21 protein-coding genes, 2 tRNA genes and 2 pseudogenes are annotated in these 24,391 nt (G+C 65.2%); 5 read left to right on the top strand and 20 right to left on the bottom strand.

The features are described 5' to 3' along the window. A pseudogene (locus tag ACLL97_RS01840) lies at nucleotides 1-2,731 on the bottom strand (HAMP domain-containing protein); the annotation flags it as partial. Between the two features lie 655 nt (nucleotides 2,732-3,386). Between ACLL97_RS01840 and ACLL97_RS01835 the strand changes: the two are divergent. From ACLL97_RS01835 to ACLL97_RS01825, 3 genes are read left to right on the top strand one after another with little or no spacing between them, the layout of a single operon-like run. Beyond that, nucleotides 3,387-3,803: a hypothetical protein gene (locus tag ACLL97_RS01835; RefSeq protein WP_411278767.1), complete on the top strand. Its 417-nt coding sequence runs from the start codon at nucleotides 3,387-3,389 to the stop codon at nucleotides 3,801-3,803. Further along, complete coding sequence (locus tag ACLL97_RS01830; RefSeq protein WP_411278766.1) at nucleotides 3,800-4,063, top strand: DUF5985 family protein; 264 nt, start codon at nucleotides 3,800-3,802, stop codon at nucleotides 4,061-4,063. Before ACLL97_RS01835 ends, ACLL97_RS01830 begins: the two co-directional genes overlap by 4 nt. Beyond that, a complete protein-coding gene (locus ACLL97_RS01825; protein WP_411278765.1) occupies nucleotides 4,060-4,344 on the top strand; it encodes a DUF5985 family protein in 285 nt (94 codons plus the stop codon). Before ACLL97_RS01830 ends, ACLL97_RS01825 begins: the two co-directional genes overlap by 4 nt. Nucleotides 4,345-4,570: 226 nt before the next feature. Here ACLL97_RS01825 and ACLL97_RS01820 read toward each other — a convergent pair whose 3' ends face one another. From ACLL97_RS01820 to ACLL97_RS01730, 19 genes and pseudogenes are all read right to left on the bottom strand, one after another. Beyond that, nucleotides 4,571-5,821 carry a serpin family protein gene (locus ACLL97_RS01820; RefSeq protein WP_411278764.1) on the bottom strand — a complete coding sequence of 417 codons (1,251 nt, stop codon included), beginning with the start codon at nucleotides 5,819-5,821 and terminating at the stop codon, nucleotides 4,571-4,573. Between the two features lie 93 nt (nucleotides 5,822-5,914). Further along, a pseudogene (gene rhuM, locus ACLL97_RS01815) lies at nucleotides 5,915-6,109 on the bottom strand (RhuM family protein); the annotation flags it as partial. Between the two features lie 9 nt (nucleotides 6,110-6,118). Beyond that, nucleotides 6,119-6,192, bottom strand: a tRNA-Met gene (locus ACLL97_RS01810). A gap of 101 nt (nucleotides 6,193-6,293) precedes the next feature. Then, a tRNA-Met gene (locus ACLL97_RS01805) sits at nucleotides 6,294-6,367 on the bottom strand. A gap of 54 nt (nucleotides 6,368-6,421) precedes the next feature. Continuing rightward, nucleotides 6,422-6,721 carry an FtsB family cell division protein gene (locus tag ACLL97_RS01800; RefSeq protein WP_411278763.1) on the bottom strand — a complete coding sequence of 100 codons (300 nt, stop codon included), beginning with the start codon at nucleotides 6,719-6,721 and terminating at the stop codon, nucleotides 6,422-6,424. A 6-nt stretch (nucleotides 6,722-6,727) separates the two neighbouring features. Further along, nucleotides 6,728-8,008, bottom strand: a complete 1,281-nt coding sequence (gene eno, locus ACLL97_RS01795; protein ID WP_411278762.1) for a phosphopyruvate hydratase — start codon at nucleotides 8,006-8,008, stop codon at nucleotides 6,728-6,730. 60 nt (nucleotides 8,009-8,068) lie between these two features. Further along, on the bottom strand, nucleotides 8,069-8,851 hold the full coding sequence (locus ACLL97_RS01790; RefSeq protein ID WP_411278761.1) for a lysophospholipid acyltransferase family protein: 783 nt from the start codon (nucleotides 8,849-8,851) through the stop codon (nucleotides 8,069-8,071). Nucleotides 8,852-8,879: 28 nt separating this feature from the next. Continuing rightward, nucleotides 8,880-9,854 (bottom strand): thiamine-phosphate kinase, encoded by a 975-nt coding sequence (thiL, locus tag ACLL97_RS01785; protein ID WP_411278760.1) that lies wholly within the window; start codon nucleotides 9,852-9,854, stop codon nucleotides 8,880-8,882. A gap of 18 nt (nucleotides 9,855-9,872) precedes the next feature. After that, the gene (locus tag ACLL97_RS01780) at nucleotides 9,873-11,504 is read right to left on the bottom strand and encodes a hypothetical protein (protein ID WP_411278759.1); all 1,632 of its coding nucleotides are present in this window, start codon (nucleotides 11,502-11,504) and stop codon (nucleotides 9,873-9,875) included. 74 nt (nucleotides 11,505-11,578) lie between these two features. After that, nucleotides 11,579-13,183 (bottom strand): NAD(P)H-hydrate dehydratase, encoded by a 1,605-nt coding sequence (locus tag ACLL97_RS01775; RefSeq protein ID WP_411278758.1) that lies wholly within the window; start codon nucleotides 13,181-13,183, stop codon nucleotides 11,579-11,581. A gap of 30 nt (nucleotides 13,184-13,213) precedes the next feature. Further along, nucleotides 13,214-13,597, bottom strand: coding sequence for a Minf_1886 family protein (locus tag ACLL97_RS01770; protein ID WP_411278757.1), 384 nt, complete (start codon nucleotides 13,595-13,597; stop codon nucleotides 13,214-13,216). 163 nt (nucleotides 13,598-13,760) lie between these two features. Continuing rightward, a complete protein-coding gene (glyA, locus tag ACLL97_RS01765) occupies nucleotides 13,761-15,017 on the bottom strand; it encodes a serine hydroxymethyltransferase (protein ID WP_411278768.1) in 1,257 nt (418 codons plus the stop codon). Nucleotides 15,018-15,055: 38 nt separating this feature from the next. Continuing rightward, on the bottom strand, nucleotides 15,056-15,544 hold the full coding sequence (gene rpiB, locus ACLL97_RS01760; protein ID WP_411278756.1) for a ribose 5-phosphate isomerase B: 489 nt from the start codon (nucleotides 15,542-15,544) through the stop codon (nucleotides 15,056-15,058). A gap of 23 nt (nucleotides 15,545-15,567) precedes the next feature. After that, nucleotides 15,568-16,644: a Glu/Leu/Phe/Val dehydrogenase dimerization domain-containing protein gene (locus ACLL97_RS01755; RefSeq protein WP_411278755.1), complete on the bottom strand. Its 1,077-nt coding sequence runs from the start codon at nucleotides 16,642-16,644 to the stop codon at nucleotides 15,568-15,570. A 17-nt stretch (nucleotides 16,645-16,661) separates the two neighbouring features. Next, a complete protein-coding gene (locus ACLL97_RS01750) occupies nucleotides 16,662-17,846 on the bottom strand; it encodes an acyl-CoA dehydrogenase family protein (protein WP_411278754.1) in 1,185 nt (394 codons plus the stop codon). Between the two features lie 6 nt (nucleotides 17,847-17,852). Then, complete coding sequence (locus ACLL97_RS01745) at nucleotides 17,853-18,719, bottom strand: 3-hydroxybutyryl-CoA dehydrogenase (protein ID WP_411278753.1); 867 nt, start codon at nucleotides 18,717-18,719, stop codon at nucleotides 17,853-17,855. Nucleotides 18,720-18,739: 20 nt separating this feature from the next. Then, complete coding sequence (locus ACLL97_RS01740; protein ID WP_411278752.1) at nucleotides 18,740-19,606, bottom strand: CPBP family intramembrane glutamic endopeptidase; 867 nt, start codon at nucleotides 19,604-19,606, stop codon at nucleotides 18,740-18,742. Nucleotides 19,607-19,630: 24 nt separating this feature from the next. Beyond that, the gene (locus ACLL97_RS01735; RefSeq protein WP_411278751.1) at nucleotides 19,631-20,839 is read right to left on the bottom strand and encodes an acetyl-CoA C-acetyltransferase; all 1,209 of its coding nucleotides are present in this window, start codon (nucleotides 20,837-20,839) and stop codon (nucleotides 19,631-19,633) included. 128 nt (nucleotides 20,840-20,967) lie between these two features. Beyond that, a complete protein-coding gene (locus ACLL97_RS01730) occupies nucleotides 20,968-21,813 on the bottom strand; it encodes a creatininase family protein (RefSeq protein WP_411278750.1) in 846 nt (281 codons plus the stop codon). A 427-nt stretch (nucleotides 21,814-22,240) separates the two neighbouring features. On the opposite strand from ACLL97_RS01730, the gene ACLL97_RS01725 reads away from it, so the two are divergent. Both ACLL97_RS01725 and ACLL97_RS01720 read left to right on the top strand, forming a co-directional pair. Further along, nucleotides 22,241-22,735, top strand: a complete 495-nt coding sequence (locus ACLL97_RS01725) for a PH domain-containing protein (protein WP_411278749.1) — start codon at nucleotides 22,241-22,243, stop codon at nucleotides 22,733-22,735. Between the two features lie 199 nt (nucleotides 22,736-22,934). Beyond that, a complete protein-coding gene (locus ACLL97_RS01720) occupies nucleotides 22,935-24,194 on the top strand; it encodes an alpha/beta hydrolase family protein (protein WP_411278748.1) in 1,260 nt (419 codons plus the stop codon). The last annotated feature ends 197 nt before the right edge of the window (nucleotides 24,195-24,391 follow it).

Raw genomic sequence — 24,391 nt, 5'->3', positions numbered from 1 at the left:
AGCTTGCCCTCCGTACCCACTTCCTTCGCCACGCGCGTCACTTCGTCGGCAAACACGCGAAGCTTCTCCACCATCGTGTTGACGGTGTTCTTGAGCTCGAGAATCTCGCCGCGCACTTCGACGGTGATCTTCTGCGACAAGTCTCCCTTTGCGACCGCCGTCGTGACGAGCGCGATGTTTCGGATCTGACTCGTCAGGTTGCCAGCCAGCGTGTTAACATTGTCGGTGAGATCCTTCCACGTACCGGCCACGCCCGGCACCTGGGCCTGCCCGCCAAGCTTTCCGTCGGTGCCGACTTCGCGGGCCACCCGCGTTACCTCGCCGGCAAAGCCGTTCAGCTGGTCCACCATGGTGTTGAGGGTGTCCTTGAGCTCCAGAATTTCGCCCTTCACGTCGACGGTGATCTTCTTCGACAGGTCGCCGCGCGCCACGGCGGTTGCCACTTCGGCGATATTGCGCACCTGACCCGTGAGATTCGAGGCCATGAAATTCACGTTGTCCGTGAGGCCTTTCCACGTGCCGGCCACGCCCGGCACCTGCGCCTGACCGCCGAGCTTTCCTTCGGTGCCGACTTCTCGCGCAACACGGGTGACTTCGGACGCGAACGCATTGAGCTGCACCACCATGGTGTTGAGCGTGTCCTTCAGTTCGAGAATCTCACCGGACACGTCAACCGTGATCTTCTTCGACAAGTCACCGTTGGCGATCGCCGTGGCCACTTCAGCGATGTTTCGTACCTGCGCGGTGAGGTTCGACGCCATGAAGTTCACGGAGTCGGTGAGGTCCTTCCACGTTCCACCAACACCCGGCACCACGGCTTGTCCGCCGAGTCGTCCGTCGGTTCCGACTTCGCGGGCAACGCGCGTCACTTCCGAGGCGAAACCGTTCAATTGGTCAACCATCGTGTTGATCGTGTCCTTCAGCTCCAGGATCTCGCCCTTGACGTCCACCGTGATCTTGCGCGAGAGGTCGCCTCGCGCCACGGCGGTCGTGACCTCGGCGATGTTACGCACCTGACCGGTGAGATTGGACGCCATGGAATTCACCGAGTCGGTGAGATCCTTCCAGGTGCCGGCCACGCCGAGCACTTGGGCCTGACCACCGAGTTTGCCTTCCGTTCCGACTTCGCGTGCCACGCGCGTCACTTCGGCGGCGAAGGCGTTGAGCTGGTCGACCATCGTATTGATGGTGACCTTGAGCTCGAGGACCTCGCCACGTACCTCGACGGTGATCTTTCGTGACAGGTCGCCTCGGGCAACAGCCGTGGTCACTTCGGCAATGTTCCGCACCTGCGTGGTGAGATTCGCGGCAAGCAGGTTCACGTTGTCATTCAGGTCCTTCTCGTGCCGGCGACGCCGGGCACCGCGGCCTGCCCACCGAGGCGACCTTCGGTGCCGACTTCGCGGGCCACGCGTGTGACTTCCGATGCAAAGCCGTTCAGCTGATCTACCATGGTGTTGAGCGTTTCCTTGAGCTGCAGGATCTCGCCCGACACGTTCACCGTGATCTTCTTCGACAAGTCGCCGCGTGCGATGGCGGTGGCCACTTCGGCGATGTTTCGCACCTGCGCGGTGAGGTTGGACGCCATGAAGTTGACGTTGTCCGTGAGGTCCTTCCACGTGCCGCCTACACCCGGCACCTGCGCCTGGCCGCCCAGCTTGCCTTCCGTGCCGACCTCGCGGGCCACGCGCGTGACTTCGCCGGCGAAGGCATTGAGTTGGTCGACCATCGTATTGATGGTGTCCTTGAGCTCCAGAATTTCGCCGGACACGTTCACCGTGATCTTGCGCGAGAGGTCGCCGCGCGCCACCGCCGTCGTGACTTCGGCGATGTTTCGTACCTGCGCCGTGAGGTTACCCGCCATCGCGTTCACCGAATCGGTGAGGTCGCGCCATGTTCCGGCCACGCCGGGCACGACGGCCTGGCCGCCCAATTTCCCCTCCGTTCCGACTTCGCGCGCCACGCGCGTCACTTCCGATGCAAACGAGCGCAGCTGATCGACCATCGTGTTGATGGCTTCCTTGAGCTGCAGAATTTCACCGCGCACGTCCACGGTGATTTTGCGTGACAAGTCGCCCGATGCCACAGCGATCGTGACTTCCGAGATGTTCCGCACCTGCGCAGTAAGGTTGGACGCCATCGAGTTCACCGAGTCGGTGAGGTCCTTCCATACACCGGATACGCCCGGCACCTGCGCCTGTCCACCCAGCTTGCCGTCCGACCCGACTTCGCGCGCCACGCGCGTGACTTCCGATGTGAACACGCCCAGCTGCTGAATCATCGTGTTCACGATCGTGGCCGACCGCAGGAACTCCCCTTCGAGCGGACGTCCGTCGACGTCGAGCCGCATCGTCTGATTCAGATGACCCTGCGCGACAGCGGCAATCGCACCGGTGACCTCTGTGGTCGGTCGGAGCAAGTCGTCGACGAGAGTATTGACGGAGTCCTCCATTTCGCCCCAGGCACCGCGCTTGAGGTCGAAGCGCGCGCGTTCGCGCGTTTTGCCTTCCTTCCCGACCACCTGGCCAATTCGACGTAACTCGAACGCCATCTTTTCATTGGCGGCGACGATCTCGTTCAACGTATCGGCGATCTTGCCGTCAAGCCCCGACCAGTCGCCCGGCAGCTGGACGGTGAAATCGCCGGCCCGCACGCGCTGCAGCGCGAGCAACAACTGGCCGCGATCGAGTCCGACCGACGAAGTCGCGTCGACCCCCGACCTGCCCGGCATTGCGATCGCGACGGCCTCGAATGCGTCCGGGTGCGAGTGCGCCAACGTGGCGGGTATTCGTTCAGCCGACGACGGCTCCCGCGGCGGGTCTTCGGTTGCCTGCAGGTCGGCCCCACCCGCGCTCTTGCCATTTCTCTTGCCGCGCGCGCCCTTCGCCGAGCGCACTTTCGCGCCTGCCACGCCGTCGCGCGGCGTGCCGTCTCCATCAGAACTGCCGTTCGTCGAGGATCGCGTCATCAGAATGTTCAGCCCAGGGGAAGTGGCAGGGAATGGCGGGAACGGGGGGATCAAACGGAAGTGGCGGCGCGGCTTGACACTTGAGTCTGGACTCATTCGAGACCGAATTCAAGCGTGACGGCGCAAGAGTTCTCGCGCGTCGACAGGACGAGCCCAAGGGGGCGCAGCCGATGGAGTGCACGCATTTCGGTGAGACCCGGTGACGGCAATCCAAAATTCTGACCACACCTTTCGAGTGGTCGAATGCACGAAGGGATAGCTCGCGGCTTGGATCGTGGCCTACCAGACAGCATCGTATCCCGTTCGTATACCGTCGGTGCTGTACTGCCGGGAGCGCGAACTGAGAGGCATAATTCCCCGGCGGTTCGAACGAACTTGAGTATCAGGTACCGGCTCTACCTCATTCTTTCGCGATTTCATGGCGAGATTCGTACTCCCCTCGGCTGTACAGCAGCTCGTCTGGCGCAACCTCCCTTCCATCGATCACGTCGCCGTCTTGCTCGCGATGCGATCGGCCGCGCTCGAGGGGAGACCTGGTTCCAACGGTTCGAACGACGTGGGGATGCAGCTAGGTGAGGTCGCCGAGCGCGCCGCTGTCTCGGAGGCGGTGGCCGGCGAGGTACTCGCCGACCTGCACACGGTCGGCCTACTCCAGCGGCACGGGCTCTCATTCGTCTACGCACCGTCGCCGGACGTCCGCGAGACGGTGAACCTACTTGCGGAGATGTACAACACCCGTCCGGTCACGCTCGTTCGCGCTATCTACGATCGTCCCGCCACGTCGGTGCAACAGTTCGCCGACGCCTTCCGACTCCGCAATCGCGAGGACTCGTGATCTCCCTCCTCATTTACACCCTTTGTGTTCTTACGAGTGCAACGTGCAGCTGGCTACTGCTGCGCGGATATCGACGCACCGGAGCACGCTTGCTCCTCTGGAGCGGACTCTGTTTCTGCGGTCTCGCACTCAACAACCTTCTTCTCATTGTGGACGTTCATGTGCTACCCGACGTCAACCTCGCGATCGTGCGCACGCTCCCCGCGGTGATCGGCATCTCACTATTGCTGTTCGGCCTCATCTGGGATACCACACGATGAACAGCGCACTCATCGAGAGCTTCATCTCCGGCTACCTGTCGCTCGGCTACGCGATTGTGGCGCTGTTCTTTCTACGGTTCTGGCGTGAGAGCGGCGACCGACTATTCGCACTGTTCGCCGCGGCATTCGCCCTGTTGATCGTGCAGCGCGTCGCGCTGTCCGCGAGCTTCGCCCTCGATTACGAACCGTCATGGGCCTACGTTCTGCGCCTGCTTGCGTTCGTGCTCATCATCATCGCCGTGATCGACAAGAACCGAACGGTTCTTAGCGCGCCGCGCTGAACGACGCCGCAACGCGCGCCGCAACGCGCGCCGCTCTGATCCGGTCGCGCTGCGGGTCCGCTCAACCGTCACATTTTTCACATCCGCCAGCGTTTTCACTTCCAAGCCGTTGCGAATTGGAGCCGGACGGCGGCGGAGCTCGTGGCATCGAGCGACGCGACATCGGTAACGGCAAAGCGATGTTCGTCATTCGCACGCCGCCGAACAGCGCGACACCCTCCCCTCCTCAGCGTCCGAGCGGATTGCGCACCACACCCGTGAACAGCACGGTCCCACTCAACCGTTCGCGAATCAGAAAGAGAAATGGGCGATCGATGTCGACGCCGAGCGGCAACGATACCAGGACCACACCCACCACCGTGACCGCTGCCGCACGCGTCCCCTTTTCATCCACCTCGACTTTCACGTTGTGCTGCACGAAGGAAAGCTTCGTGGACTCGTTCGCCACCAATCGTGGAAACTGGGCACCATTGGTAAACGCGCGCGGCATCCCGAGGGCACGCAGGTCGGGGGAGAGTTCCAGTGACCCCTCGAGCGTAAACTTCGGGAAGCGAAGCCGCTCGTCGCCGCGCGCCGCGCGAAGCCCCTGACTCACCTGCGCCAGCCGGGCCGTATCGAGCGTGGCCACGAACGAGCCAACCGGGTCCTTGGTGGGCATCAACACGAGCATGGAATAGGCTGCGTTGCCATACGGCAGCTCCACGGCCACCAGCCGGTCGTCGCGCCAGCTACGAAAGCCGCCCTCACGAGTCATCATGGGCACCACGGCCGTCGCACCGCCCTCGAGTTGGAAGGAGCCAGGGCTCGTTTTCGCAGGATCGAAGCGCTCGCGCCACGTGCCGGCGAAATACACGGCGTTGGCCAGCAGCATTACCAGGTCCCGCGGCGGCTCGTCACGCAGCACCTTGGGGATCATGCCACGGGTTTCACGATCGCCCCAGGCATTCACGGCGTCGAACATCGCTCGTGGCGACGCCTCGCTCGTGACGGGTGCATTGAAGAATTGGCGTGCCTCGCTGGTGAAGGCTGCATCGGGGACCATTGGCCGAAGCATCCAGATGCCATTCGCCAGCCGCACCGTCACGCTGGGGTCGAGGCTTGGCAGCATGGTCATGAGGTCACGATACGCCACGTTGATAGCGGCGCGGTTCGTAGCGCCCCAACCGAGGGTGCGCTGCATCTCGCTCAGCGTCTCGTCGGCAGCGCCGTTCATGGTCATGCCGAGTGCCAGCGAGACCGAGAGCGGTGAAAGCAGCACGTTGCCGGTCTCGTGGGCCGTCGTGCGCTGCAGCAGCCGCAACGCGAAATCGTTGCTGGCGGTAATAGCCAGACGCTCGGCGGCGGTCAGCGCGCGCGGCAGCGCCGTGAGCGAGTCGGCGGCGGCGTTGTCAGGACCGGTGCCGCTCCCGGCGCAGGCGGTGGCGAAAACGGCAATCGCCGCGATCAGACACGGGGAAGTGCAGCGTCGGAGGCGCATGGGTCCAGGGTCAGAGGAGCCGGGAGGTCTTTCCATGGATAACCCATGACCAGCGAGTGAGGTCACCGCTCATCCGTCTGATTCTGGCGCTCATCGGCGCTCACTCCCGCGGATGTCACGAAAGCGGACAAGGCGCTCATCGAAGTAGTCGGAGACGTCGGTGTCGGGCGGGTTCTTGAGCTGCTCATCGTCCATGCCGACAACCGTGCGCAGAAGTGCTTCCACGTGCGCGTTGGTCCACTGAAGCCACAAACCCCTGCAAGCGGCTACAGGCTTACAGGGGTTCATGTTTTCCAGTAGCAGGAGAGAGACTCGAACTCTCGACCTCACGATTATGAGTCGTGCGCTCTAGCCAGCTGAGCTACCCTGCCCCTCTTCGCAAAACTTCTCACTATCCCAGCCTGATCGCAAACCCAAAAACTCGAGTGCCGGGACGCAAACGGCCGGCCCTTGCGGACCGGCCGAGTGCAGATGGCGGGGGCGGGATTTGAACCCGCGACCTTCGGGTTATGAGCCCGACGAGCTACCAGGCTGCTCCACCCCGCGTCAGAAGGAGTAAGCTAGCGCGAGCACACCGAGAGTCAACCCCGATCACGCGATTTATGGCGCCCGGAATGGGGTCGAGCGCACCCGGTACAGCAACTCTTTCTCACCCCGTACCATGCCCCACTCTTCGCGCGCCATGCGCTCGAGTCGAACGGGATCGTTCGTGACCGCTTTCAACTCGGCGCGCATCGAGTCGACGTCCAACTCGAGGTCCATAACGTTCTGCGCCAGCGCGGCCTTGCGGTCGCGTTGCGTAAGCAGGTCGGAGGTGCCGTACTCACCGCCCTCGATCGTGTACACGAGAACGGTCAGCGCCCCGACGGCCCACGCCACTTGCTTCATCAGGGGCGACATGCCTCGTTAGAGACCGAAGATCGCGCCACCCGGATACTCCGCGTAGCCTTCCAGCTGTTCTTCGATACGCAGCAGTTGGTTGTACTTCGCCACCCGATCGCTGCGCGACGGCGCGCCGGTCTTGATCTGCCCCGCCTGCGTCGCCACCGCGAGATCGGCGATGAACGTGTCTTCGGTTTCACCACTGCGATGCGAGATGATCGCGTTGTAGCCGGCCGCGCGCGCCAACTCGATCGCTTCGAACGTTTCCGTGAGCGTGCCGATCTGGTTCACCTTCACCAGGATCGCATTCGCCACTTCGGCTTCGATGCCCTTGGCCAGGATCTCGCTGTTCGTACAGAACAGGTCGTCGCCCACGAGCTGGCAACGATCACCCACGAGCTCCGTGAGATACTTCCAGCCATCCCAATCGTTTTCGGCCATGCCGTCTTCGATCGACACGATCGGATAATTCTCGAGCCAGCCGGCGTACTTGTCGGCGAGCGCCTGCGGGCTCAGCGACTTGGCCCCGCTCTTTTTGAAGTGATACTGGCCCCCCTGGAACAGCTCGCTGGCCGCTACGTCGAGCGCGAGCGCGATGTCGTGCCCGGGACGGAAACCGGCCGCCTGAATCGCTTCGATGATCACCGTGAGCGCTTCTTCGTCGCTGGCGAGATTCGGCGCGAAGCCGCCTTCGTCACCGACCCCGGTGGCCAGCTTGCGCGCCACCAGCACCTGCTTGAGTGCGTGAAAGACCTGGGTGCCCATACGCAGACCGTCGCTGAACGACTCGGCGCCGACCGGCACGATCATGAACTCCTGAAAGTCGACGGTATTGGTCGCGTGTGCGCCACCGTTCAGGATGTTCATCATCGGTACCGGCAACGTGCGCGCCATCGGGCCACCGAGATAGCGATACAACGGCAAGCCGACTTCGAGCGCGGCGGCGCGTGCCACGGCCATCGACACGCCCAGCAGCGCGTTGGCGCCCAACCGGCCCTTGTTCTCGGTGCCGTCGAGATCTATCAGCGCGCGGTCGATCGCGATCTGATCGATCGCGTCCATGTCTTCGAGCGCTTCGCTGATCTCGGTGTTCACGTTATTCACCGCCGTGAGCACGCCCTTGCCCCCGTAGCGTTCCGGATCACCGTCACGCAGCTCCACCGCTTCACGCTCGCCCGTGCTGGCGCCGCTCGGTACGGCGGCCCGACCGGCGCTTCCCGTCTCGAGAATCACGTCTACTTCAACAGTAGGATTGCCGCGGCTGTCGAGAATCTCGCGCGCGCTGATGGAAACGATGGAGGCCATATGATAAAAGCGAAGTAAGGAGTAGGGAGTAGGGACTACGGAGCCAACAACGTGCAACCGCTACGCGGAGACTTGTTCAGGCTTGAGTGCCGACGCTCGACGCGATGGTTCGATCGCCGGATTTACCCCGTAATGTGCACGTAAACAGTCGGCCATGCGCTGTCGGACGCGCTCGGCAAGCTCGTCGCGATCGGCGTACGTGAGGCCGTCGGTGGGGATCGGCTCCAGCAGGTGCACGTGCACCGTGCCCGGTGACGCCCGGAATTCGGTGCGTGGGTTCACCGCAATGGTGCCGTACACGACCACCGGCACGATCGGCGCGCCCGAGCCGATGGCCAGCACGAACGGGCCTTTCTTGAAGGGGCGCAGCGCGTAGCTGTAACCGCGCGTTCCCTCAGGATACACCAGCACCGAGTGCCCGGCACGAATCTTTGACGCCGCGTCGTCGTAGGCGCTGAAGGCGGCCTTCCGATTCTCGCGATCAATGTAGATCACCCCGACCGCGCGGGCGGCGGCGCCGAAGAGCGGGATCCGCTCGATCTCCCGTTTGGCGACGAAACCGTAGTGCGGGAGCGCGAAGATCATGGAGGGGATGTCGAACCAGCTCACGTGATTCGCCATGAATACCCGCGACGCGCCCTCGGGAAGGTCGTGTTCACCACCATGCACGACCACCCTCACGCCAGCCGCGCCCAACAGCCACGATGCCCACCAGCGGGGCGTCTTCGTGTAAATGCTGTCGGGGCCGTGGGCACGTCCCAACAATTCGGCCAACAACGTGAGGCTGCCGAAGAGGACCGTTCCAACCAACAGGGCCAACGCCGTGAATGCGGTGCGCATCATTGCAAGCTCGCCCAGTCCGAACCCGAATTCAACGCGAGCTTTTGCCCAAGAGGAAATGGTCAAAGCCGTGGGCCGGCGGCGCCTTTGCTGAGTTCGACTGAGAGTCGGAGTCCGCGTCCGCGTCGCGGACTACCCCGACCACCGTGAGCCGCACCACGCTAATCGCCGCCCACCGAGCGGCCAGCGCTTCATATTCCGCTGCGGGCACACACGCCAACAACTCGTACTCCTCCCCGCTCCGCAGGGCCGCCTCCGCTGAAATCCCGGGACCAGCGGGCACCAGCGCGGCGTCGAGCTCGAGTCGCACGCCGCTGGCCGCCGCCACGTGCCGCGCGTCGCCGGCAAGTCCGTCGCTGACGTCGATCATGGCAGTGGCACCCGCCAGCGCCAGCGCCTCTCCTTCGGCCCAGCGGGGCGCTGGAGCCGCGAAACGCTCCCGCGACCATCCCGTTGGGCTCCCGCCCGCATCCCAGGCCTCTATGGCTGCGCCAGGGCCGCCCAGCAGGCCGGTCACGACCACCAGATCGCCGGCGCGCGCTCCACTGCGGGGCACGACGCGCGGCGCGCGACCGATCACCGTGGTCGTAATCGAGAACACGGCCCCGTGGCTGAGATTTCCCCCCACAATGCGCGCCCCGGCTTCGCGAATCGCCGCACCCATGCCGTCGGCCACCTCGCTGAGCTGCTCGCGCCACCCCTCGGGGATCACGAACGCGATCAAGACGTACTCGGCACGCGCACCCATCGCCGCCAGGTCACTCAGGGCCGCCACCGCGGCCCGTACGCCAACTTCGCGCGCCGTAATCCAGGCGCGGCGAAAGTGCACGTCTTCCACGCAGGCGTCGATGCTGACCACGCGCGTGCCGTGTGTGGCCGGCGCCAACACGGCGGCGTCATCGCCGATATCGACGGCGAGATCACCCCACCGCGCCATCAGGGCACGGATCGTGTCGAACTCCGCCCCTTCACGCATGGCCTGGTGCGCACGCGGTTCCAAACTCATACGAAACTCATATCAAAATCATGGCAGTCCGCCATCACCGCGGCGACGTAGGCGAATCAGTCCTTGCGGGGTACCGAACCACAGGTAGTCGCGATTCAGGGCGACATCGAGCACGGGCCCGGGCAGATCACTGGGCACGCGCAGCACACGCGTCGCGCCGTCACGACGCGACACGAGGACCACGCCATCGGTGCCTGCCAACAACATCGTGCGGTCGTCGATGGCCACCTTGGTCACACGCCCTACCTGTCGCACGTCGAGCGCGTCGACCCGCACCGGCTCCACTCCACCACGCGGCGCAAGCCGCAACACGGCATCGTCGGTGGCGGCCAGGAGCACGGTATCGCTCCACGCCAGCGCGCGCACTGCGCGACGCAGCGCCTGATCGCTTCCCAAGGGACGTGACAGCACACCACCCACGCCGCCGTTTGGCGACGCGATGGCCATCAGCCCCGCGTCGGTTCCGATCCACAGCGTGTCGCCGGTGAACTGCAGCGCATGCACCGGCATGTTGTCGAGCATACGCACCCCGAGACCGCGCGTGCGCACGTTGCGCGTGTCGCTGCTGTCGCTCACATACACGAGTCCGCGCGCCGTACCGGCCCACACGCCGTCGTCTCGCGTGGCGACCGACAGCACGCGTTCGTCGGGCAGGCCATCCAGCACGCCCCACGACTGCATGGCCTGCGTGCCGTCGAGCCGCACCCGAACGAGCCCGCGATCAGTGCCCAACCAAGCCCGCGACGCGCGCGTCACGAGCGAGCGTCCACGCACGCCCACGAGTGGCACTGCGATCGTGCCATCGATCCAGCGGAACCGTTGCAAATCACTGCCCACGAATGACAGGCCGCCGCGATCAAACGACTGTCCAAGTCCCGCCGCCCACACCCCATCGGCCGCCAACGCGAGCGCGCCGACGCCCGGCTCCATGAGCCCGTATGGCAGCGGCGTGGATTGCATGAACGCCGGATCGAGCCGGAACAGTCCGTCACCGGCCGTGCCAAGCCACACTTCACTCGCGCGTTCGGGGGACGCGGCACCACTGATGATCTGCACATTGCGCACCGGCCGATCACTCTGCTGACTGCGCAGTAACAGCGACGGCTGGGTGCGTAGTGTCGGGAACTGCGCGTACAGGTCGTTGAGCGTGCGTGGCAGGATCAGCACACTCGCCGATGGCGGCCGCATCATCGGCGTGGCCATGCCCACGCGAGAGATGCGCGTCCATTCACCACCGGCGCGAATGATCGCGTCGCCGGTGCCCGTGCGATCGAAGGCAATCAGCTCCGGCACACCGGTCACGATCGTGCGCTGCAACTGTTCGGTGAGCGGGCGATACATGATGACGCCGCCAGGCACGCCAAGCCACAGTGCGTCTTCCACCGGGTCCCCGGCGAGCACGGTGATCTGCTGATCGGACAGCCCCTCGTCACGCGTGAGCGGCGGCAACCAACTGTTCATCACGCGGTCGTAGATCGCGATGCCGCTGCTCCCAGCCGCGAACACGTAGCGCCGCGATACTGCTACCGCCTGCACGTTGCTGAAGCTTCCGATGCGCTGCCGTTCGTCACGTTTGCCAAAACCACCCGGCGCTCCCGCCGACGGGCCCGTGCTCGCGCCGCCGTTCGCGCCGCCGTTCGCGCCGCTCACGGCGCATGATGACCATGACAGTACACCGACGGCGAGCGCGGCCAGTACAGCAGTGAGGCGATGAGAGCGCACAATCACGCGGGCGAGGGAAGTTCTACGAGCACACCGGGAGGAAAGGTGACGGGATCCTCGAGCAGGCGCCACGCTGACGGTAACGATTCGAATACGGTCTCGAGGGTACCACCGCGAGGACCACCCTGTCGTGCCGTCGCCAACTCCGCCGCCCGCCCATGCACGGTCGCCGCGCACACCGCCGCTTCCTTCGGCGCGAGTCCCTGCCCCAAGAGGGCGACGATCACGCCGCTCAGCATATCACCACTGCCACCGGTGGCGAGCAACGGCGTCCCGTGCGGCACCACCGTGATCGGACCACCGTCGGGTGTGGCCACGAGCGTGGGGGTGCCCTTCAACAGCATCGTCACACCGCTGCGCACCGCGAACTGCCGTAGTGCGTCAGCGCGTTTATCCCATTCCGGTGGCACCGCGGCGCCGAGCAACCGTGCGAACTCGCCCTCGTGGGGCGTACACACTACGGCGCGCGAATGGCGTGTCCAGTGCCGCAGGTGCGCCGCGGCGTCGGTGCCCAGCGTGTTGGCCACTTCGGCCACGAGCCAGAGGGCATCGGCATCGAGCACGAGCGGTCGATCACGAAGCTCGTTCACCATGCGCTCGAGCAGCTGCGACGATCGCGCGCTGCGGCCAAGCCCTGGGCCGATGGCGAGCGCATCACAGCGATCCAGCGTGCCCGGCTCGGCCCCCACCTCCGCGCCTGGCTCCGCGAGCTCCGCCGCCTGCTCCGGCCAGCGCTCGGCCAACGCCTGCGGCACCGTGAGTTGCACCGCCATCACGCTCGGCGCGTCAACGATCGCGTGGGCGAGTCCGGCGCCGGCGGCCAGTGCGGCGCGCGTCGCGAGAATCACCGCGCCAGCCATGCCTTCATGCCCTCCGACAATCGCGACACGGCCACGCCGACCTTTGTGCGCGTTCCAGGCCATCGGCGGCAACCATCGCGCGAAGTCGGCGGCGTTCGCCAGATGCCACGCGCCATCCTCACGATCGACCGCACCCGCGAGCCCGATATCAAGCAGTACGATGCGCCCAGCGTGGCCGCGCGCGAGCAGGAGTCCACGCTTGACCGTGCCGAAACAGAGCGTGGCATGCGCCGCCGTGCTTCCGTCGGCGATCTCACCGGTGGTCGCGTCGAGTCCGCTAGGGACATCGAGCGCGACGATCGTGGAACCGCCGTCGCGCGCGAGCGATACGCGCCGGCAGGCGGCCAACACGGGCTCCCGGAGCGCACCGCGATGCCCGGTGCCGAGCAATCCGTCCACGACCACGCGTTCATGACCGCCGGGGGGGCCGAACACCAGTGCCGGCGCCGCCAGCCGCATGGCGCGCACGGCATCAGCGGTGCGCGGCGGCGCGGCGGCATGCAGGCGCACCGAAACGCCGACGCGTGCCAACTGCGCGGCCACGACGTAGGCATCACCGCCGTTGTTGCCACTACCGGCGAACAGCGCCACACCGTGGGAGAGCTGCGCCGCGTAATCGCGCAGGATGAGCGCGGCGGCCGTCGTGCCGGCCTGCAACATGAGATCGAACGACGCGACGCCGGCGGTGATCGCCGCATGGTCGCGCGCCGCGGCTTCGGCGGCGCTGGTGACGCGCCAAGCGCTCACCGTCGTGTCATCGCGTGAGCGCGCCGTCGATCAGACGTGCGCGGTGCTCCACGGATACTCGCGACCGAACGCATCCTCGAAACTGTACACGCCGTAAAAATCATGACGCGAGTCCTGCGGCTGGCTGATCAGCAAGCCCATGTCGACGAGCGTGAAGACGATGTCGCCGATGTCACTGGTGCCCTTGAGGCCCCAGTGTTCGAGCACGATGCCCGCCATGACACCGAAGCGCTGCAACGCGAGTTCACGACAGGCGTGCGCGAGCTCGGGGCCAGCGATGTGGCGACGCTCCGTCAGACGCGCCTGACTGTGCTCGAGCGACGCGAGCACGAACAGGTACGCGCGCTCGTCGAACCGCTGCTCGCGCAGCCGGATCTGATCCATGATGCCTTCACGGAACGCCAACTCAGTCACTGCTACTGCTCCTGAACGTGTCTGTGCGTGGGACGCGTAGCCGGCGCGAGGTGCAACGGATGCACGACGCGGATCGGCTAAAATGCAGCGGGCCTCCAGTGCAAGAATACTGGAGGCCCGGGCACCACCTGACAACTCCTTGCGAACCGCGCCGCGGCTCGTCCTAAACCGGCGACACCGAGCGGTACAGCGGATACGTGTCGGCCAGCGCCTTCACGTCGACCTTCACTGCTGCGATCGTGTCGCGATCGTCGGGCGCCGAGAGCACGCGGTCGATCAGGCCCGCGATCTCGCGCATCGCTTCCCGTCCCATGCCTCGGGTCGTCACGGCCGGCGTGCCGAGGCGGATACCGCTGGTCACGAACGGTGACTGCGTTTCCTTCGGCACGGTGTTCTTGTTGACCGTAATACCGGCTTCGTCCAGCACCTTTTCCGCGACCTTTCCCGTGAGACCCTTACTGCGCAGATCGACGAGCATGAGGTGGTTGTCGGTGCCGCCGGACACAATGTGATATCCGCGCTCCATGAGCGCCTCGGCCAACACCTTCGCGTTTTCCACTACCTGACGGCAGTACGCCGTGAACGACGGCTGCAACGCTTCGTGGAACGCGACCGCCTTTCCGGCGATCACATGCTCGAGCGGACCGCCCTGCATGCCGGGAAATATCGCCTTGTCGATCGCCTTGGCGTGTTCGGCCCGGCAGAGAATGATGCCACCGCGCGGACCACGCAGCGTTTTATGCGTGGTGCTGGTCACTACATCGGCGAACGGCACGGGCGACGGATACACTCCCGTGGCAGCGAGCCCGGCGAAGTGCGCCATGTCGACCATGAAGATCGCTCCGACTTCCGTGGCGACATCGGCAAAGGCCTGCCAGTCGATCGTACGCGAGTACGCACTGTAGCCGGCAATGATCATCTTCGGCTTGTGCTCGCGCGCGCGCGCCCGCATCTGCTCGTAATCGATGATGCCGTCTTCGGTCACGCCGTACGACACGGCGTGGTACAGCAACCCGGAGAAGTTCACCGGTGAGCCGTGCGTGAGGTGCCCGCCCTGAGACAGATCCATCCCGAGGAACGTGTCGCCGGGCTTGAGGAACGCGAGGAACACCGCCGCGTTTGCCGACGCACCGCTGTGCGGCTGCACGTTGGCGTGAGCGGCACCGAACAGTTGCTTGAGGCGGTCGATCGCCAACTGCTCGATCTTGTCAACGACGTCACATCCGCCGTAGTAGCGCTTGCCCGGCAAGCCTTCGGCATACTTGTTCGTGAGCGTCGAACCGACCGCTTCCATCACCGCCGGTGACACGAAATTCTCGCTGGCGATCAGCTCGAGGCCATCGCTCTGCCGCTGCGTTTCCTCATCGATCAGATGCGCGATCTCCGGATCCGCCTGCAACAGGGCATCCCCCGGCGGCAAGCGATCCCACTGCGACCAGTTCGCGCTGGCTCCATCACTCATGTCGTGCTCCCCGAGGCGTCGGCCTCACTGTCGTCCCGTTCGATCTTTGCCACGCGACCTTGGTGGCGCCCCCCTTCGAACGGCGTGTCGAGCCAAGCGTGCAAAATCGCCAAGGCATCCTCGTCGGACACGAAGCGTGCCGGCAACACCAGCACGTTGGCGTCGTTGTGTTTACGAGCGAGCACCGCCACCTCCGGGTTCCAGGCCACGGCGGCGCGCACTCCCGGATACCGGTTCGCGACATACGACATCCCAAGCCCCGTCCCGCACAAGAGGATGCCACGGGCGGCCTGCCCGTCGGACACCTCCTGCGCCAGTGGATGAGCGTAGTCAGGATAATCCGTGCTCGCGGTGCTGTGCGTGCCGATGTCCTCGACCGCATATCCCATCTCGCCGAGGGCCAGACGCAGACGCTCCTTCAATTCGAAGCCTGCGTGGTCGGACGCGATGGGGATTCGCTCCCCCGGCTTTGCCACATCCACCATGGTCAGATTGCTCCGTTGACTGCTCAGGATTCCTTATTGGGATACTGCGGCCACGTCTTGATCATACCGCGAACGGCGTGGATGCGCTGCTCGGCGACCCGATCGGCGGCCTTGTAGGTGGGAAGGCCCGTGTCTTTCGCCAGCCGGAAGACGCTCAGCACGGTCTGATAGATCTCGTCGGCCTTCCGCAGCGACCGCTCCCTGCTCCAGCCGGTGAGTTCGCTGTACACGTTGATCACGCCGCCGGCGTTCGCGACGTAGTCGGGCGCATACAGAATGCCGCGGGCTTCCAAGGCGTCGCCATGACGGTCTTCGAGCAGCTGATTGTTGGCCGCACCCGCCACGATCTCCACGCTGAGCTGCGGGATGGTCTCATCGTTGATGACGCCGCCGAGCGCGCAGGGGGTGAAAATGTCGGCCTTCGCTCGGTAGATGTCGTCCAGCGCGACCGCCGTGGCTCCCATCTCATCGACCACACGCTTGATGCGGCCCGCATCGATGTCGGTGACCACGAGCGTTGCCCCTGCCGCGTGCAACTCCTTGGCGAGGTAGTAGCCGACATGCCCCAATCCCTGGATCGCAATCGTGCGACCGTCCAGACTGTCGCTGCCCCACTTCTGACAGGCCGACGCCTGAATAGCCCGAAACACGCCGTGCGCCGTGACGCTCGACGGGTCGCCCGACTTGGAGCCGATGCCGGTGACATGCTTCGTTTCCATGTGGACGAAATCCATGTCTTCCACCGTCGTGCCCACGTCTTCCGCGGTGACGTAGCGGCCGCCGAGGGAATCCACGAAGCGACCATGGGCGCGGAAGAGCATCTCACGATTGGTCGTCGTGTTGTCACCGATGATGACCGACTTGCCGCCGCCAAGATTCAGCCCAGCGACGGCGTTCTTGTAGGTCATACCGCGCGAGAGACGCAGTGCATCGACGACCGCCGCTTCCTCGGATGCGTAGTTCCAGAAACGGCAGCCGCCGAGCGCGGGGCCGAGGGTCGTGTCATGGATCGCGATGATACCGCGATAGCCGGAGGCCTTGTCATGGCAGAAGACCACCTGCTCATGTCCCATCTCGGCAATCGTTTCGAAGTAATGCATAGGTAGGAACCGGAAGATCAGTCGGGAAGAGATCCGTCGCTCGCGGCCGCCGCGGCCAGCGTTTCGCGGGCGATCACGATGCGCTGAATCTCGGACGTGCCTTCGTAGATTTCAGTCACTTTCGCGTCGCGGAAATAGCGTTCGACGGGGTAGTCGGTCACGTAGCCATAGCCGCCGAACACCTGCACGGCCTGCGTGGTGACCCACATGGCGGTCTCGCTTGCAAAGAGCTTCGCCATGCTGCTGAAGCGCGTGATTTTCTCACCGCGCTGCTTGGCCGCCGCCGCCGCATGCAACAGCGTGCGGGCGGCGGTGATCCGTGTCGCCATGTCGGCGAGCTTGAACTGAATCGCCTGAAATTCGGCGATCGGCTGGTTGAACTGCTTGCGCTCGCCCGCATAGCGCACGGCCGCTTCCAGCGCGGCGCGGGCGATACCGATAGCCTGCGCGGCGATACCGAGTCGTCCGTGATCGAGCGATCCGAGGGCGTACACGAAGCCCTGCCCTTCTTCGCCCAGCAACCGGTCACCCGGCACGCGGCAATTGTCGAGATTGATCTGCAGTGTCGGTGACGCGCGCAGCCCCATCTTGTTCTCCTTTTTGGCCAGATGGAAGCCGGGCAGATCGGGCGTGAGGATAAACGTCGAGATCCCCTTGCTGCCCTTGCGCGCGTCAGGCGTGTCGGTGCGCGCCATGCACAGGATCACGCCCGCTTCGCTGCCGTGCGACACCCAGGCCTTGGTGCCGCTCAGCAGCCAGTCATCGCCATCGCGCACCGCCTGGCAGCGCAACGCAGCGGCATCGGATCCGGCCTCCGGCTCCGACAGCGCGAAGGCGCCGAGCAGTTCACCCCGCGCCATCGGCGGCAAATAACGCTGCTGCTGGGTTTCGGTGCCGAAGTTCAAAATCATCTGCGTGGGCAGCGAATTGTGCACGCTGAGCAGCACCGCCGCCGAGGCGTCGGCCACCGCGATCTCTTCGAGCGCGAGCAGATAGCTCTGCGCATCGAGATCGAGTCCGTCGAAGCGTTCCGGCGTGAGCATGCCGAAGAACCCCAGCTCGGCCATCTGCGTGACCATCTCGCGGTCGAAGCGCGATTCCTGATCGCGCTCACCGGCAAGATGCACGAGTTCACGCTGCGCATACGCGCGGGCGAGCGCCTGGATTTCCTTCTGCGTTTCGTTGAGGTCGAGGAGCGACATGATGGGTCAGTACTGGTAAAAGCCACGGCCGGACTTGCGTCCGTACCAACCGGCCGCGACGTACTTGCGGAGCAGCGGGCACGGACGGTACTTGGGGTCGCCAAGGCCGTTGTGCAGCACTTCGAGAATGGCGAGGCAGGTATCGAGGCCGATGAAGTCGGCGAGCGTGAGCGGTCCCATGGGATGATTCATGCCGAGCTTCATTACCGTGTCGATGGCCTCGGGCGTTCCCACGCCCTCCATCACGCAGTAGATGGCCTCGTTAATCATCGGCATCAGGATGCGATTCGCCACGAAACCCGGAAAGTCGTTCACTTCCACCGGCGTCTTGCCAAGCCCGGTAGCGAGGCTCATGACCTTCTCCGTGGTGGCGTCGCTGGTGGCGAGGCCGCGAATGACCTCCACCAACTGCATAACTGGCACCGGGTTCATGAAGTGCATGCCGATGACCTGCTCGGGGCGCTTCGTACGGGCGGCAATCTCGGTGATGGAGATCGAACTGGTGTTGCTGGCGAGGATCGCACCAGGCGGAGCGAGACGGTCGAGATCTTCGAAGATGCGGAACTTGAGATCGGTGCGTTCGGTGGCCGCTTCCACGATGATCGCGGCATTGGACACGGCATCGAGCGACGTGGACGTCGCGATGCGCGCGAGCGCGGCCTCAGCGGCACTCACCTCGATCGCGCCTTTCTTGACCTGCCGGTCGAGATTTTTCGCGATCGTCTCGCGACCCTTCGCCAGCGCGTCGGCGTTCACGTCGATCAACGTCACGGCATGTCCGCTGGTCGCGAACACATGCGCGATGCCGTTGCCCATCTGCCCCGCGCCGACGACGGCGGCGCGATGTAAAGCTACCTGTACAGGATCCTGCATATCGTTTCGACTCCGAAAAGTTAAGTCTGCGCCGGTGATTCGCGGCGCCGAAGTCCGACGGCCAGCGATCCACCCAGCACCAACATCGCCACCAGTCCGCCTTCGGGGCCCCAGGCTCCGCCGGTAATCCAGTCCGAACCGCGCAGGGTGGCGCGATAGCCCGGTGTCGCAAACGGCAACCCGCTCACGGGGACGTGCAACACCGCGGCCATCACCCAATTCCATGCGAGGTGCGCGCTCCACGCCGCCGGCAGACTGCCGGTGCGTTCACGCACGAGGCAGAGACAAAGTCCGGCGAGCATCACCACCACCGTGGTGCGCACATTCGCTCCGGGATTCATCAGGTGCACCGCCCCGAACGCGACGCTCGAACTCAACCGGGCAACCCAACGGCCCGCAGCCTCGTCGGCCACGGCGTAGAGGTATCCCCGAAATACCAGCTCTTCCCACAGCGCGGCCGGCCCCAGCAACAGCAGGAGCCGAAGCGCGGTCCCACCCCACCCGTCTTCCACCACCGCGGCACCATCGATGCCGCGAGTCGGCATGTCTTCGAAACGCAGGGCGCCGACTACCCACAGAATGGCCGCCGTACCGAGAATCGCCGCCGTGCCCACCAGCGCACCACCGGCCAGCCGCCGCCACTGCCACGCTCCCTCGCCCAACGCCAGCACCGACCACGGCCCATCGTCCACGAAGCGCAGCGCCACGTAACACGCCGCCGTCACCCCGATGAGCGAACTCCACGGGTACACCGGCACCGACTCGCCGACGCCACGCGAGATGACACCGAAGAGTGGCCCGAGGACCGATTCCGCAATGCCCTGCGCCAAGATCCAGGCGACGCCGAAGCTCAGGAGACGCCAAGGAACCCGCAGTGCCCTGTTCATGAACCGTACATGCGACAACGCCGGTTAGTCGACGCGCTCCACCGACAACGCGACGGCGTCACCACCACCCAGACAGAGCGTGGCGATACCCGTCTTCTTGCCACGATCGGCCAGCGCATGCAGCAGCGTGACGAGCACCCGCGCACCGCTTGCCCCGATCGGATGGCCGAGGGCGATTGCACCACCGTTCACATTCACGCGGGCATCGTCCCACGAGAGACCGAGGCCGTCGGCGAGTGCCTGCGAGGCGAACGCTTCGTTGGCTTCGATGAGGTCGTAGTCGGCGATGGTGGTGCCCGACTTCGCCAGCAGATTCTTCACTGCCGTGATCGGCGCGAAGAACAGATCCTGCGGCTCGCCGGCGCCCGTCGCGTAGGCGGTGATGCGGGCTAGAATCGTGAGGCCGTGCTCGCGGGCGTACGCTTCCGACGTGACGACGACGGCAGCCGCGCCATCGTTCAGCGACGACGCATTGCCGGCGGTGACGCTGAGGGCGCTGTTGTCACCCTTGCTCGGGAACGCCGGACGCAGGCCGGCGAGCGAGGCTTCGGTGGTGTCGGCGCGCGGGCCTTCGTCGACCGAGATGACGGTCGGTCCCTTTCGGCCGGGAATTTCCACCGGCACGATTTCGGCCATGAACTTGCCGGCCTGCTGCGCGCCGACCGCCTTGGCGTGCGAGCCGGCGGCAAAGGCATCCTGTTGCGCCCGCGTGACGCCGGCCTTGGTGGCCGTGTACTCGGCATGCACCCCCATGTGCACGTTGCACGTGGGGCACCACAGACCGTCCTTGATCATGCCGTCGACCATCGTCTGGTCGCCCAGCTTCACACCGCCACGCATGCCGATCACGTAGTGCGGCGCGTTGCTCATGCTTTCCTGGCCACCGGCCACGATCACCTGCGCGTCACCGGCCTTGATGGCCTGCGCGGCGAGCATGACGGCCTTAAGTCCGGAGCCGCAGACCATGTTGATCGTGAGGGCCGACGCCGTGGCGGGCACGCCCGCTTTGAGCATGGCCTGACGTCCGGGAGCCTGACCCGTGCCGCCCTGCAGCACGTGACCCATGATGACTTCCTGCACCGCGTCGGGTGCAACACCGCTTCGTTGGAGCGCGGCTCGGATCGCGATGGCGCCAAGTTCCGGCGCGGAAAGGGGCGAGAGGCCCCCGAGATACCGCCCGATCGGAGTGCGCGCGGCACCCACGATGACAGGCTGGCGAGTTAGGTCGCTCATGTAAGACAGGGATGACGGGAACGTGCCGGTGCCGGTGCAGCCCCTAAAATTAACCGACCGCACAGCGAAATCGGCGAAATCCGGAGCCACGAAGACGCTGGATTTCGCCGATCGCGATTCGTCCCAGGCTATCGGCCGGTCATCCCTTTGATCTGCTTCACCGCATAGTCGACCTTCATCTCGAAAAGCTTCTTGCCGAGTTCCTTGCTGGCTTTCCGGCCGTCGCCGGTAATGCCGTTGTTCTTGCGAGGCGGCGCATTGGGGTCGGGGGCGGCACCACGCGGGCCGGTCGGCGCGGGATCGCCGAGGGCATTGGGGAGCTGATCGAGTCGGACCCAGGTCCCATCGCCGAGGTACAGCATGGTCGAGGTGTCGGGAATGCCCGCGTGCGAGCTGGAGGGGAAGCCGTTGGCCTTGAGATAGGCGTCGAAGTCGGCGTTGGCGGTGGAGTACACGGCGTCGCAGTACAGCACCCGGATGCCCTGTGGCGTGTACTTGTCACTGAGCGACTTGGCGACGTCGGCATAGACGTTGGGTTGGCCACCGCCATGATCTCCCATCAGCACGACGGTCTTGAAGCCCGTGGCGATCGCCTGCTCGGCGAGGCGCTCCAGGATGCCTTTCAGCAGCTCCGGGGTGAGGCCGATCGTGCCGGGCAGCGTGGCGCTGGCGTTGTTCGGCGTGTAGGGCAACACCGGCATGGCGATGGCATCACCGAGCTTCTCAGCAATGGTGCGCACGATGACCCGTCCCATGAGATTGTGGCCGCCGTTCACGTTCTGCGGACCACGTTGCTCGGTGCCACCGGTGTAGAACAACGCGGTGGTCTTGCCGGCGGCGAGCGCGTCCTTCACCTCGGGCCAGGTCATCATCTCGAATTCCACGAGTGGCTTGCGCGGCTGCGCCGGCGCGGCGGTAACGGGCGAGATCAGTGCGGCAGCGAGCAGCGCGGCCAAAGTGAGGCGACGGGTCATGGAGAGTTTCGCGGAGGGGAGCGTGGCAGGGGACTACCGGTATGCTACGCTCTCAAGGCCCGCTTTGCTGCCCGCGTGGGAGGGGGCCCTGCGGCCGGCATGCGGGTCGGGCCGAGTTCTCCCCTTCGCGGCTTTTCTGCGGCGGGATGGCCGCGCGCGTCGCTCCGCTCCGGCGCCGGCCCCTCCTTCGCAGAGAGCCGCTGTGGGGAGACTCGGCCCTCGCCGCGGCCGGGCGAGTTTGGGGGAGTCGCGCACGGAACCGCGCTGTTGCGACCGGACGAGATCGCGAGAATAGATCGCGCCCTAGACCACGCGGAGCAGTGTGCACTAAGTTCTGCCGCGTGGAGTCGCTCACGATCGGAGCACCAATCCCATCCGGTGCGAGCGGCGGCCCTCGGGTAATTCGTACCAATCACGAGAACTGACAATGTCTTCGCACGGACGCGGAATCGACGAGCGGTCCAGCCAGCTCGGGCGGGCAACAGCTACAGGCCGCCGCTTTCGCTCGGTACTTGATGGATGGGTGGTGGCACTCGTGCTCGTGCCCACGGGCTTTGCGTTGCTGATGGTCCTGCTGGAGGCCGGCCTCACGTCGCGACGCGCGCTGGTGGCCGCGGCCCTCGTGCTTGGAGGTGGGGTGCTCCTCCCCGCAGTGCTATACGCTGTCACCGTGTACCATCTCACCGACAGCGAGTTGCTGGTTCGCGTGGGACCGTTCACGACCCGCGTTCCGTATGCGTCCATACGGACGATCGAACCGTCGAGGGACATGACGTCTGCTCCAGCATTTTCTCTCGACCGCTTGCGGGTTGAGTACGGTGACGGCCAGCACGTGCTGATCTCCCCAATGCAAAGGGAGTCATTTCTTGAGTTGCTCGCGACGCATCGACGCGCGACCGCTTCGATGCGACGTTCAACCTGACCGGAGGTACGGAATGCAGAATCACCAATGGATCTTGACTGGTTAAGTGCGGACATACGTTGGCGCCGCAGTGCTCGGCGCGTTGACGATGTGGCGTTCAACAGCGGGGAGTGCGCAGGCGCGACCTTTGAACGCGAGCAGTCAGGGGCCATCGATCGCGGGCGACTGGTCGGCGCCCATGCTGACTAACGGTATACGCGTGCATTTCGTGTTCACGCTTCGTGATAGCACGCCGGAGCAGATGGTCGGGACCGTGGTTGTCCCCGAGTCGCCATCGCCGCGAGCGCCGGTGACGGTTTTGCTTCGCGGCGACTCCGTGATCATCGCAGGACCACGCGGACTGCGCTTTGCTGGCGTGCGCAGCGCGGTGCCCGATAGCATCATCGGCTCCATGGGGCTTGGCGGCGCGATGATGCCCACGTCGATGGTGCGCCTGCAGCGCCCGCAGCGGGTGACGATGCCGGTGCCCTATCGCACTCGCGAGCTTACCGTTGAAGCCTCGGACAGCGTCCGCCTCTCGGCGACACTGTCCCTTCCCGCGGGCCGCGGCCCTTTCCCGGCCGTCGTCTTGATCTCCGGGTCAGGTCCGCAAGACCGTCATTCGACGATCTTCGTGCACGAGCCCTTCGCGCTCATTGCCGACCACCTTGCGCGCAATGGGATCGCCACGCTTCGCTATGACGAGCGCGGCGTGGGCACCTCGACCGGTCGCTACGCTACAGCCACCGTAAGTGACCTCGCCGCCGACGCGGAGGCCGTGTTCCGCAAGTTGCGGTCAACGCCAGAGATCGACAAAGCGCGAGTCGGTCTGCTGGGGCACTCCGAAGGCGGCATCATTGCACCACAGATCGCCGTACGTTCGCGGGACGTTGCATTTCTCGTGCTGCTCGCAGCGCCTGCCGTTCGTGGGGACTCTGTGAGCCTGCTGCAGACGCGTGCGCTGGCGGCCTCCTCCGGCTATCAAGCGTATGTCGGTTCACGTCAGGACTCCCTGAACTGGGCGCTCTATCAGGCGCTCCGCGGGGCAACGGACTCCACGAGCGAATCGGCGGCCGTCGAACGATACGTCGACGCGATCCTCATTGACGTGCCGATCGCGCAGAAGCCTGCCCTGCGCGCTCAGCTGGAGCCGCAGGCGCGCGGTGTGCTTCAGCCGGAGATGCTGAGCCTGCTGCGTTCCGATGCACAGACCACGCTGCGGCAGGTGCGCGTCCCCGTGCTCGCGCTCTTCGGCGCGAAGGATTTTCAGGTACCGGCGCAGGCGAATCACGCGGCCATGACCGCTGCCTTTCTCGCCGGCGGCAATGCGCGATTGGACGCGCGCATCGTACCTCGATTGAACCACCTCTTTCAGCCGGCGCAATCCGGATTGCTGAATGAGTATTTCACGATCACCACAACGATGGACCCTGCGGTCCTCGCGGCGATAACAGCGTGGATCGCCGGGCTAAAGCGATAGCTCATCGCCACCGCGGCGCTGTTTCCCCGCGTCGAGTGCGAGGCCCGGCACCGATCTCTCGCTCCCCCCACTGCAGCGGCGACACCCGCCTCCGTGTCAGCCGGTCGGGCCGGGTGGTCCCTGCAGCCGCCTCTGCGAAGGAGGGGCCGGCGCCTCCGGCGCGCGGCCATCCCGCCGCAGAAAGCGGCGAAAGGGAT

The sequence above is a fragment of the Gemmatimonas sp. genome (genome assembly GCF_046594945.1).
Taxonomy (GTDB): domain Bacteria; phylum Gemmatimonadota; class Gemmatimonadetes; order Gemmatimonadales; family Gemmatimonadaceae; genus Gemmatimonas.
The sequence above is the reverse complement of the archived record's forward strand: the minus strand, read 5'-3'. Positions and strand labels throughout refer to the sequence as shown.

Excerpts from the sequence above, each read along its gene's own strand:
- ACLL97_RS01835 (WP_411278767.1), top strand. The coding sequence starts at position 3,387 with ATGGCGAGATTCGTACTCCCCTCGGCTGTACAGCAGCTCGTCTGGCGC.
- ACLL97_RS01825 (WP_411278765.1), top strand. The coding sequence starts at position 4,060 with ATGAACAGCGCACTCATCGAGAGCTTCATCTCCGGCTACCTGTCGCTC.
- ACLL97_RS01820 (WP_411278764.1), bottom strand. The coding sequence starts at position 5,821 with ATGCGCCTCCGACGCTGCACTTCCCCGTGTCTGATCGCGGCGATTGCC.
- ACLL97_RS01800 (WP_411278763.1), bottom strand. The coding sequence starts at position 6,721 with ATGTCGCCCCTGATGAAGCAAGTGGCGTGGGCCGTCGGGGCGCTGACC.
- eno (WP_411278762.1), bottom strand. The coding sequence starts at position 8,008 with ATGGCCTCCATCGTTTCCATCAGCGCGCGCGAGATTCTCGACAGCCGC.
- ACLL97_RS01790 (WP_411278761.1), bottom strand. The coding sequence starts at position 8,851 with ATGATGCGCACCGCATTCACGGCGTTGGCCCTGTTGGTTGGAACGGTC.
- thiL (WP_411278760.1), bottom strand. The coding sequence starts at position 9,854 with ATGAGTTTGGAACCGCGTGCGCACCAGGCCATGCGTGAAGGGGCGGAG.
- rpiB (WP_411278756.1), bottom strand. The coding sequence starts at position 15,544 with ATGGTGGATGTGGCAAAGCCGGGGGAGCGAATCCCCATCGCGTCCGAC.
- ACLL97_RS01755 (WP_411278755.1), bottom strand. The coding sequence starts at position 16,644 with ATGCATTACTTCGAAACGATTGCCGAGATGGGACATGAGCAGGTGGTC.
- ACLL97_RS01750 (WP_411278754.1), bottom strand. The coding sequence starts at position 17,846 with ATGTCGCTCCTCGACCTCAACGAAACGCAGAAGGAAATCCAGGCGCTC.
- ACLL97_RS01745 (WP_411278753.1), bottom strand. The coding sequence starts at position 18,719 with ATGCAGGATCCTGTACAGGTAGCTTTACATCGCGCCGCCGTCGTCGGC.
- ACLL97_RS01740 (WP_411278752.1), bottom strand. The coding sequence starts at position 19,606 with ATGAACAGGGCACTGCGGGTTCCTTGGCGTCTCCTGAGCTTCGGCGTC.
- ACLL97_RS01735 (WP_411278751.1), bottom strand. The coding sequence starts at position 20,839 with ATGAGCGACCTAACTCGCCAGCCTGTCATCGTGGGTGCCGCGCGCACT.
- ACLL97_RS01730 (WP_411278750.1), bottom strand. The coding sequence starts at position 21,813 with ATGACCCGTCGCCTCACTTTGGCCGCGCTGCTCGCTGCCGCACTGATC.
- ACLL97_RS01725 (WP_411278749.1), top strand. The coding sequence starts at position 22,241 with ATGTCTTCGCACGGACGCGGAATCGACGAGCGGTCCAGCCAGCTCGGG.